The organism is Nocardia sp. NPDC059154, assembly GCF_042755705.1.
Taxonomy (GTDB): Bacteria; Actinomycetota; Actinomycetes; order Mycobacteriales; family Mycobacteriaceae; genus Nocardia.
The window spans coordinates 56,716-69,412 of the sequence record NZ_JBHZCS010000036.1 but is presented as its reverse complement, the minus strand read 5'-3'; the positions used below and the strand labels follow the sequence as shown (position 1 = coordinate 69,412).

Here is a 12,697-nt window from a genome sequence, read left to right as displayed (position 1 = left end):
CCACTGCCGAGTTCAGGATGCGCTCACTGCGTGGTGGGCATGGCCAGCAGTCCGGCGAGGCCATCGCGGCCGGCCTAGTCCTCGGCTTCCTGCGCGAGCATCCGCATGTACCGGTGGAGGAATTCACCGTCCGCGACGGGGCCGGTGCAGTCGAGCCAGTAGTCAGCGATGACCGACGGAGCGATTAGGTCAACGGCAATGATCGCCCGCCGGAGCAGTTCCAGACGCGCGGGGTCTTTGGTGTCGGCCCGAAACCAAATGCTCTCGACCAGAGGCTCATCGCCGTTCAACTTGATGAAACAGGACGCGTCCACGCCGTAGCAGTAGGCGTCATCCTCGTAGATGCCCATCGGGTCCCGTCTACTCTCGTCGAACCCTGCCGACGCCGTCGCGACGAACCGCCGGACCCGCGGCATGATCGGTGCCAGTACCGCATCGACCTGTGCGAACGTCAGCCCTGCCTCCGCGTAGTCGTGCTCGGGCGCCGCGATCTCGTGCACATCGGTCCAGCCGATGCCGTCCGGCGCGCGGTTGGCACCGCTCGCGACCTCGCTCGCACGCAAGTCGGCCGCCACTTCGGTGGCGGCCGCCAGAGGGTGAAGGCAGCGCATGCCCCACTCGTCCTCGTGGATATGAATCTTCGTCACGGCGGCGAACTCGTCGGTCACGCGGCCCACCCTGTCATGGAACGCGCACTACCGACACCAGACCGCCCCTGCGGCACACACTTCAGGCCAGCAGCGAACGACGTGTAATACCGCTGATCGTACTGACCGAACCGGTCGGAGTGTGATCGCTTACGGGATGCAGTCGTAGCCGTTGACGTAGGCAGGAGCATTCGCGATGTTGCCGGAGATGGTGAGGAACTCGATGGGCTTGCCGTCGAGGCCAAGGGGCGCTGGAGGTTGCTTTCCGCAGCTGTAAGTGATGGGTGTCGGGCTGCGTTGGGTGATCTGCCAGGGACCTCTCATCGTATTGTCCTGTCCGGCAGTGCCTTCTGCGGGTTGGCAGTCGCCTCGGCCGGTGATGACGACGGTGTCCCCATCCTTGTATCCCAGCGGCTGCACGACGATGGCCTCATTGCATACGTACGTGGGGATCTGGGCGCGACTGTCGTCGGCGGTCTCGCATGCGGTGAGAAGTGTTGCGACAGTGATTCCCCCGAGAGCGGTCAATGTCTGCGTCATGCTCATGCTTCGAGGTCCTTCGTGTGGCGTGCGGCTGGAGCCGTATCGACTTTGACCAACACCGTTATCCCTCGTCCGCTCGATGCGGGCGGCGTGACGATCCAAGACGAGTGACAATGTCTATCCGGTGAAGCGGGCCGCCCCCGGGAGCGTGACGCTCCCGAACCCCTCTATGACCATGGCCGACTGCCCTGTCCGGGCGTCCTCGGCGAATTCCTGCCAAGTGGTCGGCACAGCGGAGTCGATGACGGGTTCCTCCAAATTGACGTCGTACGCGTCTTCGTCCGCTGCCGGGTCCAGCTGTTCATCAGCCAATTCGACCACTCCTTTTCGCTCATCAGGCGCCGGAACTGATGATAGAACACGCTTTCGATCCGTTTCAGCGTTGACAGCGGACCTCAGGCACCGGGCATCAGAAGATCAACGGGCACAGCGAGATCCAGTCGGCGCGAGACGCCCGGTGCGATCAGCGCGCCAGGTCCGGGTGCGCCCGACCGGTGACCACGGGCATGTCGACGAAGGTCAGCAGGCCGGGTTCGGCAGCACAGACGTAGGGGATCGAGTTCACGCAGTGCGCCGCGGTCACGACGATGCCGGGGTTGCGCTGCAGGCCGGCCGCCACGCTGGTCGGGTGCCATCCGTGGATCGTCACGTAGCAGTCGGGATCGCCCTTCACCTCGACCTCGAACCGGACGCCGCCGTCGCCGTATTTCCAAGGCGGGTCGAGGTTCTCATCGCCCATCAGCCAGTTGACCGCGACCCTGACGACCTTGGTGTCGCCGATGAATGCCTCCCAGGCGAAGCGCTGGGCGGCGACCTGGCCGGGCTGGATCACGCCGATCGGCGAGTCGATCGGCGCGGTCGCGACCGCCACCTCGCGGCTGCTGCGGATCTCGGCGTCGGCGAAGCCGAGCGCGTCCAGGCACATCCGCACCGACTGGTCGAACCCGTTGTCCAGCAACGCCAGCATCGGACCGTTCATCGCCTGCTCGGGCGACTGACCGAAACCCATGAGGTGGCGTACGACGTCGGGGGCGTTGTAGGTGCGGATGTCGGAGTACTCCTCACCGCGGACGAACGTGATTGCGCTGGACAGGCCCGTGAAGAACAGCGGCTGCTGCTCGGTGGCACCTCCCGGGTCGATCCCGGTCCCGTGCAGCGTCACGCCGCCTTCGCGGGCCGGGGCCGTCATCCTCTCCTTCTCCTCCGCGGTCGGCCAGAACCAGCCCAGCGGCGTGACGACGTTCTTGCCCGAACGCAGAATCGCCGCCACCTCTTTAGGATTCGGCATCAGCGGCGAGTAGAGGACGCAGTCGGCGTCCATTGCGAGGATCTCGTCGATGCTGTTGGTGGCGGTGACACCGATCGGGCCGATCCCGGCGAGCTCACCGGCGTCCCGGCCGACCTTGGCCTCCGAATGCACCCAGCACCCGACGAGCTCGAGATCCGGGTGCAGCTGGATCTGGCCGATCGCGGCCTGGCCAAGCCCACCGGTGGCCCACTGGATCACTCGCAGCGTCATGCATGGAATAGAACAGGTTCCATTCCTCGAGCGTCAAGGCCGTGCGGTCACCACCTCGGCCGCCACCTCGAGGAATTTCAGGTCGGTGATGGCCGGGACCAGGATGAACTCGTCGCACCCGGCCCGCTCCGCGCCGTCGAGAATGTCGGCGAGCACCTCGGGACTCGACGCCCGCGTCGAGGCGGCGATCATCTCGGCCAGCCTGGGTCCGAGGAAGCCGAGGTAGCGAGCGGTGAAGGCGTGCAACGCCTCCGAGGCATCGGCGACGCCCAGGGCGGTGAAACAGCCACTGACCTTGCGCGGGGTCGTCGCACGACCGGCCTCGGCCCAGCACCGGTCGGCGAGCTCGCCCACCTTGGCGATCTCCTCGGCATCGCCTCGAATACTGAAGCCGGAGATGCCATCCGCCCACCGCGCCGCCCGACGCATCGCCTTCGGCCCCATCGCGCCGGCGAGAATGATCGGCCCGCCCGGCTGCACGCACGCCGGCCCGACCGGGTCCGCGCCCTCGAACGGCGGCTCACCGGCGAGCAGTGACTTCAACTCGGCCACCTTGTCGTCGAGCTGCTGGTGCCGTCCCTTGAAATCAGCGCCGAGAGCGCGGTAGTCGTGCTCGCGACCGCCGACGCCCACGGCCACCTCGAGACGTCCGTTCGCGAGCTGGTCGAGAGTCCCGATCTGCTGTGCGACCATCGCCACCGGGTGCTGTGGCAGCACCCAGAGGTTCGCCAGAACCCGCACCCGCTCCGTCACCGCCGCGCAAGCACCCAGCGTCGCAACCATCTCCGGGTTCGAAAACGTCACCCGCTCGCCCACCGAGACACTCGAAAACGGACCCGCGTCGATTCGCCGAGCCCAGTCGACCGTCGTACCCGGTTCGTACCCGGGAGCCATCTGCGGAAGCGCAACACCGATCTTCATACGGCGACCCTCTCAGAACCACCCGACCCCGGTCAGGCGATTTCGATTTCGAGCCAGCGCTGACGTTCCGGAAGTTAACACGACAGAAGCCGCGCTTCGATCGAACGGGTGGCACGGATAGCTTCGACGCCGGTCGTCGCTGACCGATAGTCATCGTCCGACGCGGCGGCAAGGTGAGCGCGGCACCGGTTTTGGCGTCGAACACCTCGATCTCGGCGGTTTGGTGGGGCACGTAGCGGATCCGGACCGTGGTGCCGGCCATGCCGACCATCCAGTCGGCGACGTAGTGGCGGCCGCGGCCGAATCCGACGCCCTTGGTGGTGATCTTGCGGTGCGCGCGGTCGTCTTCGAGGGTGAACATCCACAGCTGGGTTTCGTCGATATCGTGGACCGGGGTGGGATCCTCGAGCCACGACTCCAGTGGTGACAGGCCGTCGAGTTGGTCGATCGGATGTCTGGTGTTCCACCCGTCGATCCAGTCCAGCACCTCGGTGACGAACCCCTCGAAGGTGAGCGCGGGCTGGTCGGGATCGACCGGGGCACCGTTGATCTGGGTTTGGCGTGGGTGTATCGGGGCATCTCGGCGAACAGCATCTCCTCGGCCGCGCCGTCGACCATCTCCACGGTGCCCTTCAGATACGGGGTGTAGCCGGGCAGGTCCACGACCCGGACCGCGAACGCGCCCAGCGCTTCGGCCACGGTGCGGGACAGGAAGTCCTTGCCCTGGTCGATTCGCACCACTGCCGGTAGTCCTCCGGCCGGGCCGAACGGCGGCCGCCGCAGGACGGCGGCGCGCAGCGCGGCCAGGATGCTGGCGCGGTTGGGGGTGAGCGGGGTGATCGCCGCGCCGAGGATGACGTCGTGCATGGCGTCGACGAACCAGGTCACCGCGTGGCACATCCTGGCGGATCGCGCGGTGCAGGGTCGCCAGGCTCGGTGCGGGCGGGCCGTCCTGCTCAGCCGCCTCCACCAGCTCGCGGTGCAGGGCGGAGGCGTTACCGCGCCAATATGCCAGGCGCACACGTAGTTCGGCGTCGATCCGGAATCCGTCGCGTGGTTGCGCGGGTGGCGGCGGGGGTGTGCGTCCGGCCCGGACGCACCGCCACACCGTGCGCTCGCTGATCCCGATCGTGTGCGCGGTGAGCCGTACGTGTTCGGTGGTCAGTTCGTCGGCCTGGTCCAAGGTGGTCAGCCGGTGCGCAGCGGCGCGCCGCCAGAGCCGCAGGGGTTTTCCGGAGTTTTCATCTGTTGCCGAGCAGCGGTGCCAGCCGGGTTAGCATGATCGCCGAGCTTCAGCATGTGCCCGCTTCGGTGGGCTTGAGGGCCTCGGCGGCGAAACGCTGTGCCGCCAGTCGGGGTGCGCCGAGCAGTGGGAGTGGTGATCAGCCGGATCGCCCGGGCCCGGTCGACGCCGAGTACGCGCGCGGTGACCGCGGTCAGGTAGCGGTCGGCGACCGCGTCATCGCGGCGGCGGCCGCCGCGCCCAGCAAGGCCGTCGTCCGAGCACAGATGATGGTCGGTCATGAGCGTTCGCCCCGCAGCATCCGGACGGCCAAGCTGTCGATGAGCGGTTGCAACTCGGCCTCGGATACGTCCCCCAAGCCGGTGGACGCGCGCAGGAACGATCCGAACAATCGCCAACCGAGTTCGAGCGCGGCGACATTCGCGACCGCCAGCGCGGCCGACCGCTCATCGGGATGATGGTGTCGCGCGTGGTCGAGCAGTAGCGACATGACAGGGAATTGCTCCTGCAGCGAGCCGACGTCGAAGCTGTCGAGGATGCAGCGCACCAACACGATCCAGTGGCGCTGCCAGCGCGGGTCCGCCGAGGTCAACGGCCTGTCGGCATCGAGCGACATCAGTTCGGATCCCAGGTGGTTGAGCACCGCGGCTACCAGTTTGTCCTTGGTACCGAAGTGCCGGAAGACCAGCCCGTGGTTGACCCCCGCGTGCTCGGCGATGTCGCGGATGCTCGTAGCCGCCGGGCCGCGCTCGGCGAACAGGTCGGCAGCGCTGGTCAACACCGCCGCTATCACCTCGTCACGTCCGACCGGGCCCGCCTCGTTCGAGGACTTGCTTGCCGCTTGCGTAGTCACGTGACTACACTAGCGCGCACCCCCAGTGTAGTCGACTGACTACAGTTCGGGTTCACGCAGTTCATCCAGGAGGAATCTCTCATGACCGAAACCATCGTGGTCGCCGACAAGGAACCCGCTGCCGCGCTCGACGTCCGCCCGGTGCGGATGCCGGGCTCGCCCTTGATCTCCGGCCCGTTCACCCACCTCGCCGCTGAACGAGACCGGCTGGCCGGGCTCCGGTGGCAGAATTTCGACGCCGTTCAGGTGGGATCCACACTGGGCGCGGAGATTTCGGGGGTCGATCTCACCGCCGACCTCTCCGACGAGGTGATCGCCGAGCTGCGGCAGGCGCTGCGCGACTACAAGGTGCTTTTCTTCCGTGAGCAGCCCATGACCTCCACCCAGCACGTGCAATTCGCGAGGCGTTTCGGCGAGCTCGAGATCCACCCTTTCATCCCGTCCAATACCGATCACCCCGAACTGGTCCGCTTCCAGAAGAGCGCTCAGGTCACCGGATTCGAGAACAGCTGGCACCACGACGTCACCTGGCGTGAGCAGCCGTCGGCGGGCGCCATCCTGCACGCCCTCGAGGTTCCTGCCCTCGGTGGCGACACCTTGTTCTCGGATATGCACGCCGCCTACGACTCGCTCGACGAGGAGACGCGCACCCTCGTCGACGGGCGCGATGCCGTCCACGACTTCAGCCGGGCGTTCGGGCACTCGCTGCCCGAGGACAAGCGCGACGCCATGCGCGCCGCACATCCGCAGGTCGCGCACCCGATCGTGGCGGCACACCCCGAGACCGGCAAGCGTCACTTGTACGTCAACCGGGTCTTCGTCGAGCAGATCGACGGTATGGACCGCGAGGAAGGGGCCGCACTGCTCGACCGGCTGTGCCGCCAGGCCGATTACCCCGAGCATCAGGTCCGGCTGCGCTGGGAGCCGCACACCGTGGCGTTCTGGGACAACCGCGCGGTCCAGCACTACGCCTCCAGCGACTACTGGCCCGCTATCCGGGTGATGGAACGTGCGTCCATCGCCGGAACCCGCCCGCACCGATGAGCCCCGCCCGCACCGATGAGCCGCCATCGACCGGAAGACCCGATGTCGACCATGCCGGTCGAACGAACTCGGCCGCTGCGCAAATTCTCGCGAAATTCAAGCAGCTCAACGGATTTCAACGCAGCCTCGACGCCTTCGCCCCAGCGGTGGCGTTTCTCCTCGGATATCAGCTCGCCGGTGCGGACGCCGGTATCGCCGTCGCGATCATCGCGGCGGCCGTACTGGCCCTGGTACGCCTGGTGCGGGGCGATTCGGTCAAGGTAGTCACCGCATCGATGATCGCGGTATTGATCCACTCGCTGATCGTCCAGCTCACCGGTGAGGGCCGAGACTTCTTCCTGACCACGGTGATCCGCTACGTGGCACTCGCCGTCGTCTTCGGGATCAGTCTGGTCGGCCGCCACCCCATCAGTTGGTGGATCTGCCGCAAGGCGGGTTTCGAACCGGCCGGTGAGATGACCGCGGAGCGACTGCGGCTGCATCGGCGTATCACCGGCATGTGGTTCGCGAACTGGATCGTGCACGTGCTGGTGCTCGTGCCGCTGTATCTGGCGAACAACGTCGCCGCTCTGAGCTTGGCGGCGATGCTGCTGGGCAAGCCTGCGGCGGTCGTGCTGGCGGCAATGTCCTGGTTGCGGATCCAGCGATCGCGGCCACAGCACATGAACGAGTGACACCCATGATGGCGCAGCATATTCCGAACGCACTCCCGTGCCGCCACCACCGGCCGAAGTGGTGGCGGCACAGGCGCACCCTCGGTGGCGGGCTAAGGCCTCCGCGCCTCGACCCGCAAGTACACCTCGCTGAAGATCACCTTGGCCATCAGCGCCGGCTCGATTTCGGCACGGCGGGTGAAGATCTCGACGTAGGCGGACTGGATGGCGGGGTCGTCGGGATCGGCGTGGAACGCCGTCTCGGCCAGATGGCAGGCCAGCCGGATATTGGACGCGGAAAGCTCCCGGGCCCGAGCGGCAAGCCGGTCCGCTCCACCGGCCAGAGCCGCGTATTCGAGGGCCTGGTCGCGCTCGGGCGCGGGCAGCAGGTTGGCCAGGTGGCCGTCCCACCAGCCGCTGTATCGGCGAATCACGTTGCGGCAGATGAATTCCGGCTTGTCATAGATGGCCGGGAGACGCGGGTGGGAGGCCAGGTGGTCGGGGATCCGCAGCGTCTCGACAATCTCGTCGTGCAGGACGCCCGCGTTCAGCCCGGCCAGCGCGTGGTCGACGATGTGGCGCAGATACGCGGTGATCGCCTGCAATTCGTCCTGGATGGCGGCGGCGCCGATGGCCAGGGTGCCGTGGCCGGGAATGATCACTTCGGGTTGCAGGGCCGCCATTTCGGCGGCGGCGTCGGCCCATTCCTCGGCATAGCGTTGCACCTTGCGGGGATTGCCCGCGTTGGGCAGGTACCCGGTGACGAGATCACCGGCGGCGATGACGCCGCGCTCGGGTGCCCATACCCACGAGCAGTCGTCAGTTTCCCCCTTGCCGTGCCGGATCACGAATCGTTCCCCGCCCAGGGTGAGTTCCAGTGTGTCGCGATAGGTTTCGGTGGGCCAGAGGAAATCGGTGCGTTCGGCGGGCCAGGCCTTGTCCTCGGTGCCGGACTGCTGTTTGTTGATCACCGCGTTGAGGCCCGGCGTTTTCATGTAACGATCGAAGTGCCCGATCAGGTTCTCGTGCGCGATGATCCGCGGTGTCTCACCGGCCTCGAGGAAGGCCCAGTGGCCGAATGCGTGATCGACGTGTCCGTGGGTGTAGACGATGGTGTGCAGCGGCTTGTCGGAGATCGACCGCACTGCCCGGAGCAGTTCCGGTCCATCGCCCGCGAGTCCGGTGTCGACCATGAGAAGGCCCTCGTCGGTCTCGAACACCGCGATATTGGCCACCCCGGGCCGAATGTAGTAGGTGCGTGGCGCGGCCTCGATGATCTCCGCTTCGCCGGCTGGACCGTGGCCACGGGAGAACAGGTGGGTCATCTGTTCCACCGCGAATCCGATGAACGCCGTCTCACCGGTGGCTGTCGTGTGCTCCGGAACCGGCTGTGCCTGGGTCATGCGATGAACTCCTCTCTGGGGGATGCGGCATCACCGCCGCGGGACACAGCCGAAGGTAGGGGCGGGAAACCGATGGAAGGCAGGCTATTTCGTTGAGCGGAACGACACCGATGGCTCACCCATCCCGCGTGCGGGGCGCCGCCACCGAGTCCCGATCTCGGACGCGCTCGGCGGCGGCCGCGGGCACTGATACACGCGAGGCGATATCGGCCGCCATCGCGGCGCTGACGCCGATGGTGCGCGAGCACGCCGAGCATGCCGAGCACGATCGCGTGACGCATCCGGCGGTGATCGCGGCGATGGTCGAGACCGGGCTGTTCACACTGCTGTACTCGTCCGCCGAGCACGGGTCCGCGGACCCGGTCGGGTTCTTCGACGCGGTGCGCACCCTGGCGGCGGCCTGCCCGTCGACCGGCTGGGTGGCCGCGATGCTGGGTGCCGCATCCTGCCATGTCGCGTTGCTGGAACCGCATGCGCGCCAGGAGGTGTGGGGATCGGCGCCGAATGCGCTGGTGACCGCGTCGCACGCGCCCGCCGGGCGGCTGACCTCAACGGTGGGCGGGTACCTACTGGATGGTCAGTGGCCGAACGTGCCCGCGATCGAGCATTGTGGATGGGCCGCGCTGGCGGCGCTGACAACCGGGCCCGACGGAGGTCCGGTCGGCCTCGCGACCGCTGTCGTGCCGCGTGCGGAGCTCGCCCTTGGCGACTATTGGAACACCATCGGCCTGCGCGGGACGGGCAGCAGGTCGGTGACGGCACAGCGGGTGTTCGTCCCCGCGCATCTGGTCCATACCTCTGCGCAACCCACGGGCGCTGACATGGTCGGCTCCGAGCCTCCCCCCGGCCATTACCCACTCGCGATCATCTACAGCCTGGCCGCGTGCATACCGGTGATCGGAGCGGTTCAGGGCGCGTTCGAGCAGTACTTGGGCCGTGCCGGTCAGCGCGCGGCGTTCAGTCTGGCGGGTGCGCGCTCGGTCACCGATCCGGCGGTCCAGGTGACAGTCGCGCGGGGATTGGCCGAAATCGACGCGGCGATCCTGCAATTGGAACGGGACGCGCGTGAAGCGACCGTCGCGGTCGCCGCCGGCAACGTGCTCACAACGGAACTGAGGCTGCGCACGCGGCGTGACCAGGTATGGGCCATCGAGCGCGCACTGGCCGCGCTCGAATCCTTGCGGCGGGTGGCGGGGGCAGAGGCCATTCGTGAGGGCGCGGGCATCGAACGCGTCTGGCGAGATGTCAGCACCGCCGCGGCCCACCTGGTCAATCAGCCCGACCCGGCGTTGAGGCTCTACGGCCGATGGGCATTCGGACTCGAAGTCGGCGACGACATGGTGATCGTATGAACCCGAGAACCGAAGGCCCGCCGCAGTCGATGCTCGAACGCATGACCCTCATCCTGGATCTGTTCGACGATCGGTCGATGCGCATGCGGCTCGACGAAGTCGTCGCGCACACCGGACTACCGCGGTCGAGCTGCTACCGCATTCTCGAGCAGTTGGCCATGCTGGACTGGCTGCGCCAGCGTCCCGGCGGGTACGGTCTGGGGCCGCGCGCCCTGCGGCTGGGCGGCGGCCACGACACCAACGCCGATCTGCGCGTCGCGGCGCTGCCCGCACTCGAGGAACTGCACGCATCCACTGGCGCGACAGCGTATCTCGGCGTCCTCGACTTCGACGAGGTCGTGTTCCTCGACCGGGTTACCCGCCTTCCGTGGGCCTCGGTCGTGGGTGTCGGGCACCGTGCGCCCGCCCATGCGACCGCGCTGGGCAAGGCGCTGCTCGCGGGTATCGACCCGGAGGAGGCCGAGACGACGCTCGCCGGGCGACTGCGACCGTGCACGCCCGCCACCATCACCAGTCTGCCGGTGCTGTACGCCGAGCTGCGCCGCATCCGCGCCCGCAATGGGCTGGCGTTCGACAGTGGTGAGCATCTGCCCGGAATCTACGGCGTCGCAACGGTCATCCGCGGCGCCGACGGCATCCGCGGCGCGCTCGGGGTGAGCGCTCCCGGCACCGCAACCACCGTCGAACGATTCGCCCCGTTGGTCGTCGAGGCGGCCCGGCGGGTGTCGTCGCGGCTCGACCCGGACGGCACCGAGGCGTCGTCATCGACGCCCGCCGACGCGCTGGTCACGCGGGTGCTGGCGCTGCTCGACGACGACGCTCTGCTGTGAACCGGTCAGCGGTGGGATGACCCGCCCGAGGATCCGCTTCGCAGCCCATTGGACGATCCGCTGGGAAGCCGCAGGATTGCGTCGGGGACGCCGGTGCCGTCCGGGTCGACCAATCCGTTGTGCGCGTACGGACTTTCGCCCGGAGCGGATTGCAAGGTGATCAGATACTTGCGCACCCCGTCGACGAGCCCCGCGCCACCGCCCACCAGAGTTCCCGCCAGCCCGCCCGCTCCGGAGAACACCAACACCGCGGCCGGTACCGTCGCCACGCAGGCCGGGCCCATCACCGCGCAGGTGCTCAACCCCAGCACACCGCCGATCACCGCGCCCACTGCCATCCCGATAGCGGTGCCGATAAGCGGCCCCCGGCTGAGGTTATTGGCCAGATCGGTGAGCGCGAGCTGATTCTCGATCGGTGACGCGATCGGCTGCAGCGCCGCAGCCGGAACACCGCTGAGGTCGGGAGCCACTGTGAGCGTTCGGTTTCCGTCGTCGATGCGCTGGGTCACGGGCACACGCCCATCGCCGAGGAACACCATCAGCGGCATCGCGTCGACCACCAGTCCCGCGTTGTCGTGCACCTCGATCGACTGCCCGTCGGCGGCCACGGCAAAGCTTCCGCCGTCCAGGACGGTCCGGACAGAATCGCCGACGACGCTGACCGAGTAGTGGACCGGCGGGCCGACGTCGGCGCGCCCGGGCCCGGCCGCCACCACGCCACCGGCACCCATGAGTGCGGCGAGTCCCGCCACGCTGAGCGAAGCGATTCCGTTGTGCCGGGCGGTCATCGGGTCTCCTCGGGTGCGCTCGGGGCGGGCTGGGAGCGGTTGGGCAGGTAGGGCGCATATTTGCTCTCGCCCGGATTGGCCCGCAGTACCGTGAAGTAATCGAACAGGGCCGCTGCCGCGGTGGGGCCGCCACCGACCACCAACCCGACCAGTCCGCCGACACCACCGATGAGGGTGACGACCGGCAGCACCACCAACGCGCACCCGAGAGTCAGGACCACGCAGGAGGCGCCGGCGACCGCGAATCCGACGCCCACCCCGACCACCGCGCCGATCGCGGTGCCGATCAAGCTGCCGATCGAGGTGCCGATGCTCACCGAATTGATGAGGTCGTTCATCGCCAGCTGATTTTCGAGCGGGGCCGCGATGGGTCGAATGTCCTGATGGCGCACCGCATCCCAGTCCGGCGTGGAGACCAGCGACCGGCCGTCGGCGGAGATCCGCTGATCGATCCCGATCTGCCGGCCGTCCAACCGCAACGCCGATGGCAGCGCATCCAGGATCTGCCCAGCGACGTCTCTTACGAGCACCGAGGTCCCGTCCAGCGACAACGCGAAGGTCCCGCCATCGAGGGTGGTGGTGACCGAATCTCCGGTCGGCTCGGCGGAATACGACACCGCCGGTGTCGGAGCGGCAGCTGGGGGCGCCGCCGAGGCGCTGACGGAAGTCACTAGGCCGCCGATGACGGCGGCGGAGGTGAAGGCGGCGAAAGCGGACGTCGTCCTGCGTGAATTCATGGTGTTCCTCTGAAGCCGAATCATTCGATCAGCCAATGGAATGTGAGAGCGGTCACTTCGACCGAACGGAAGTTAGCGAGCCGCGAGCAGGAGTCACACCACGATGTCGGTGAGTGGCATCCGACCGCGCCGCGGCCCGAGCCGGAGCTCAGCGGCACCCCATG

General features: G+C 67.7%; 15 protein-coding genes and 1 pseudogene. 5 read left to right on the top strand and 11 right to left on the bottom strand.

Annotation, left to right across the window (positions count from 1 at the left end; genetic code table 11):
• Positions 1-74: 74 nt before the first annotated feature.
• The 6 genes and pseudogenes from ACFXN1_RS28515 to ACFXN1_RS28490 all read right to left on the bottom strand — a co-directional run.
• On the bottom strand, positions 75-668 hold the full coding sequence (locus ACFXN1_RS28515) for a hypothetical protein (protein WP_379463707.1): 594 nt from the start codon (positions 666-668) through the stop codon (positions 75-77).
• A 129-nt stretch (positions 669-797) separates the two neighbouring features.
• Complete coding sequence (locus tag ACFXN1_RS28510) at positions 798-1,193, bottom strand: hypothetical protein (RefSeq protein WP_379439555.1); 396 nt, start codon at positions 1,191-1,193, stop codon at positions 798-800.
• Positions 1,194-1,307: 114 nt separating this feature from the next.
• Complete coding sequence (locus ACFXN1_RS28505; protein WP_379439553.1) at positions 1,308-1,502, bottom strand: hypothetical protein; 195 nt, start codon at positions 1,500-1,502, stop codon at positions 1,308-1,310.
• Between the two features lie 151 nt (positions 1,503-1,653).
• Positions 1,654-2,709 carry a dihydrodipicolinate reductase gene (locus tag ACFXN1_RS28500; RefSeq protein WP_379439552.1) on the bottom strand — a complete coding sequence of 352 codons (1,056 nt, stop codon included), beginning with the start codon at positions 2,707-2,709 and terminating at the stop codon, positions 1,654-1,656.
• 33 nt (positions 2,710-2,742) lie between these two features.
• Positions 2,743-3,630 (bottom strand): LLM class flavin-dependent oxidoreductase, encoded by an 888-nt coding sequence (locus ACFXN1_RS28495; RefSeq protein ID WP_379439550.1) that lies wholly within the window; start codon positions 3,628-3,630, stop codon positions 2,743-2,745.
• Positions 3,631-3,880: 250 nt separating this feature from the next.
• A pseudogene (locus ACFXN1_RS28490) lies at positions 3,881-3,991 on the bottom strand (hypothetical protein); the annotation flags it as partial.
• Positions 3,992-4,081: 90 nt separating this feature from the next.
• Here ACFXN1_RS28490 and ACFXN1_RS28485 point away from each other — a divergent pair.
• A complete protein-coding gene (locus tag ACFXN1_RS28485) occupies positions 4,082-4,279 on the top strand; it encodes a hypothetical protein (protein WP_379439549.1) in 198 nt (65 codons plus the stop codon).
• Positions 4,280-4,818: 539 nt separating this feature from the next.
• Here the strand turns inward: ACFXN1_RS28485 and ACFXN1_RS28480 are convergent.
• Together ACFXN1_RS28480 and ACFXN1_RS28475 are read right to left on the bottom strand one after the other, a co-directional pair.
• A complete protein-coding gene (locus tag ACFXN1_RS28480) occupies positions 4,819-5,154 on the bottom strand; it encodes a hypothetical protein (RefSeq protein ID WP_379439547.1) in 336 nt (111 codons plus the stop codon).
• Positions 5,151-5,726: a TetR/AcrR family transcriptional regulator gene (locus ACFXN1_RS28475; RefSeq protein ID WP_379439546.1), complete on the bottom strand. Its 576-nt coding sequence runs from the start codon at positions 5,724-5,726 to the stop codon at positions 5,151-5,153. Before ACFXN1_RS28475 ends, ACFXN1_RS28480 begins: the two co-directional genes overlap by 4 nt.
• A gap of 81 nt (positions 5,727-5,807) precedes the next feature.
• On the opposite strand from ACFXN1_RS28475, the gene ACFXN1_RS28470 reads away from it, so the two are divergent.
• Together ACFXN1_RS28470 and ACFXN1_RS28465 are read left to right on the top strand one after the other, a co-directional pair.
• Positions 5,808-6,770, top strand: a complete 963-nt coding sequence (locus ACFXN1_RS28470) for a TauD/TfdA dioxygenase family protein (RefSeq protein WP_379439544.1) — start codon at positions 5,808-5,810, stop codon at positions 6,768-6,770.
• A complete protein-coding gene (locus ACFXN1_RS28465) occupies positions 6,767-7,444 on the top strand; it encodes a DUF3159 domain-containing protein (RefSeq protein WP_379439543.1) in 678 nt (225 codons plus the stop codon). The genes ACFXN1_RS28470 and ACFXN1_RS28465 overlap by 4 nt, the downstream gene beginning before the upstream one ends.
• Before the next feature lie 92 nt (positions 7,445-7,536).
• Here ACFXN1_RS28465 and ACFXN1_RS28460 read toward each other — a convergent pair whose 3' ends face one another.
• Positions 7,537-8,826 carry an MBL fold metallo-hydrolase gene (locus ACFXN1_RS28460; protein ID WP_379439541.1) on the bottom strand — a complete coding sequence of 430 codons (1,290 nt, stop codon included), beginning with the start codon at positions 8,824-8,826 and terminating at the stop codon, positions 7,537-7,539.
• 110 nt (positions 8,827-8,936) lie between these two features.
• Here ACFXN1_RS28460 and ACFXN1_RS28455 point away from each other — a divergent pair, with 110 nt between their 5' ends.
• Positions 8,937-10,178, top strand: coding sequence for a flavin-dependent monooxygenase (locus tag ACFXN1_RS28455; protein WP_379439540.1), 1,242 nt, complete (start codon positions 8,937-8,939; stop codon positions 10,176-10,178).
• Positions 10,175-11,008, top strand: coding sequence for an IclR family transcriptional regulator (locus tag ACFXN1_RS28450; protein ID WP_379439538.1), 834 nt, complete (start codon positions 10,175-10,177; stop codon positions 11,006-11,008). The genes ACFXN1_RS28455 and ACFXN1_RS28450 overlap by 4 nt, the downstream gene beginning before the upstream one ends.
• 5 nt (positions 11,009-11,013) lie before the next feature.
• On the opposite strand, the gene ACFXN1_RS28445 is transcribed toward ACFXN1_RS28450, so the two are convergent.
• Positions 11,014-11,796, bottom strand: coding sequence for a hypothetical protein (locus ACFXN1_RS28445; RefSeq protein ID WP_379439537.1), 783 nt, complete (start codon positions 11,794-11,796; stop codon positions 11,014-11,016).
• A complete protein-coding gene (locus tag ACFXN1_RS28440; protein ID WP_379439535.1) occupies positions 11,793-12,533 on the bottom strand; it encodes a hypothetical protein in 741 nt (246 codons plus the stop codon). Before ACFXN1_RS28440 ends, ACFXN1_RS28445 begins: the two co-directional genes overlap by 4 nt.
• Positions 12,534-12,697: the final 164 nt, after the last annotated feature.

What these genes read in the sequence shown, in the direction of transcription:
- ACFXN1_RS28510 (WP_379439555.1), bottom strand. Translation starts at nt 1,193, where the DNA reads ATGAGCATGACGCAGACATTGACCGCTCTCGGGGGAATCACTGTCGCA.
- ACFXN1_RS28500 (WP_379439552.1), bottom strand. Translation starts at nt 2,709, where the DNA reads ATGACGCTGCGAGTGATCCAGTGGGCCACCGGTGGGCTTGGCCAGGCC.
- ACFXN1_RS28495 (WP_379439550.1), bottom strand. Translation starts at nt 3,630, where the DNA reads ATGAAGATCGGTGTTGCGCTTCCGCAGATGGCTCCCGGGTACGAACCG.
- ACFXN1_RS28485 (WP_379439549.1), top strand. Translation starts at nt 4,082, where the DNA reads ATGTCTGGTGTTCCACCCGTCGATCCAGTCCAGCACCTCGGTGACGAA.
- ACFXN1_RS28480 (WP_379439547.1), bottom strand. Translation starts at nt 5,154, where the DNA reads ATGACCGACCATCATCTGTGCTCGGACGACGGCCTTGCTGGGCGCGGC.
- ACFXN1_RS28470 (WP_379439544.1), top strand. Translation starts at nt 5,808, where the DNA reads ATGACCGAAACCATCGTGGTCGCCGACAAGGAACCCGCTGCCGCGCTC.
- ACFXN1_RS28465 (WP_379439543.1), top strand. Translation starts at nt 6,767, where the DNA reads ATGAGCCCCGCCCGCACCGATGAGCCGCCATCGACCGGAAGACCCGAT.
- ACFXN1_RS28460 (WP_379439541.1), bottom strand. Translation starts at nt 8,826, where the DNA reads ATGACCCAGGCACAGCCGGTTCCGGAGCACACGACAGCCACCGGTGAG.
- ACFXN1_RS28455 (WP_379439540.1), top strand. Translation starts at nt 8,937, where the DNA reads ATGGCTCACCCATCCCGCGTGCGGGGCGCCGCCACCGAGTCCCGATCT.
- ACFXN1_RS28450 (WP_379439538.1), top strand. Translation starts at nt 10,175, where the DNA reads ATGAACCCGAGAACCGAAGGCCCGCCGCAGTCGATGCTCGAACGCATG.
- ACFXN1_RS28445 (WP_379439537.1), bottom strand. Translation starts at nt 11,796, where the DNA reads ATGACCGCCCGGCACAACGGAATCGCTTCGCTCAGCGTGGCGGGACTC.
- ACFXN1_RS28440 (WP_379439535.1), bottom strand. Translation starts at nt 12,533, where the DNA reads ATGAATTCACGCAGGACGACGTCCGCTTTCGCCGCCTTCACCTCCGCC.